Source organism: Streptomyces sp. NPDC005017, from assembly GCF_042873115.1.
In the GTDB taxonomy this organism is placed as follows: Bacteria; Actinomycetota; Actinomycetes; order Streptomycetales; family Streptomycetaceae; genus Streptomyces.
On record NZ_JBIALD010000061.1, the window covers coordinates 1 to 1,443 of the forward strand.

The 1,443-nt window shown below is 69.0% G+C and carries 1 protein-coding gene; it reads left to right on the forward strand.

Annotated elements, in window-relative coordinates; translation table 11 throughout:
* A partial coding sequence (locus tag ACFYR0_RS37755) for an acyl-CoA carboxylase subunit beta (protein ID WP_389338916.1) occupies window positions 1-1,443 on the forward strand: 1,443 nt, incomplete at both ends.

Genomic DNA, 1,443 nt, shown 5'->3' on the forward strand with positions numbered 1-1,443 from the left:
CGAGATTCGTGCGCGGGCGCTGGCCGGTCCGGGTGAGAAGGCGACGGCCGCGCAGCACGCCAAGGGCAAGCTGACCGCCCGGGAGCGGATCGGGCTGCTGCTCGACGCGGGTTCTTTCCAGGAGGTCGAGCAGTTGCGCCGGCACCGGGCCCAGGGGTTCGGCCTGGAGACGAAGAAGCCGTACACGGACGGTGTGATCACCGGCTGGGGCACGGTCGAGGGCCGTACGGTCTTCGTCTACGCGCACGACTTCCGGATCTTCGGCGGCGCGCTGGGCGAGGCCCACGCCACGAAGATCCACAAGATCATGGACATGGCCATCGCGGCCGGTGCCCCGCTGGTCTCGCTGAACGACGGCGCGGGTGCCCGGATCCAGGAGGGCGTCTCCGCCCTCGCCGGCTACGGCGGCATCTTCCAGCGCAACACCAAGGCCTCCGGGGTAATCCCGCAGATCTCGGTGATGCTGGGCCCGTGCGCGGGCGGCGCGGCCTACAGCCCGGCGCTGACCGACTTCGTGTTCATGGTCCGTGAGACCTCGCAGATGTTCATCACCGGCCCGGACGTCGTCAAGGCCGTCACCGGCGAGGAGATCTCCCAGAACGGGCTCGGCGGCGCCGACGTGCACGCCGAGACCTCCGGCGTCTGCCACTTCGCCTACGACGACGAAGAGACCTGCATCGCCGAGGTCCGCTACCTCCTCTCCCTCCTCCCCCAGAACAACCGGGAGCCGGCCCCCAGGGTGCCCAGCGGCGACCCCGCCGACCGGCGCAGCGAGACGCTGCTCAACCTCGTCCCGGCGGACGGCAACCGGCCGTACGACATGACCAAGGTGATCGAGGAGATCGTCGACGACGGCGAGTACCTCGAGGTCCACGAGCGCTGGGCGCGCAACATCATCTGCGCGCTGGCCCGCATGGACGGCCAGGTCGTCGGCATCGTCGCCAACCAGCCGCAGTCGCTGGCGGGTGTGCTGGACATCGAGGCCTCCGAGAAGGCGGCCCGGTTCGTGCAGATGTGCGACGCCTTCAACATCCCGATCATCACGTTCCTGGATGTGCCCGGCTTCCTGCCCGGCGTCGACCAGGAGCACGGTGGAATCATCCGGCACGGCGCCAAGCTGCTCTACGCCTACTGCAACGCGACCGTGCCGCGGATCTCACTGATCCTCAGGAAGGCCTACGGAGGCGCGTACATCGTCATGGACAGCCAGTCCATCGGTGCGGACCTCACCTACGCCTGGCCCACCAACGAGATCGCGGTGATGGGCGCGGAGGGCGCCGCCAACGTCATCTTCCGCCGCCAGATCGCCGACGCCGAGGACCCCGAGGCCATGCGGCAGAAGATGGTCAAGGAGTACAAGGCGGAGCTGATGCACCCGTACTACGCCGCCGAGCGCGGCCTGGTCGACGACGTCATCGACCCCGCCGAGACCCGCGAGGTGCT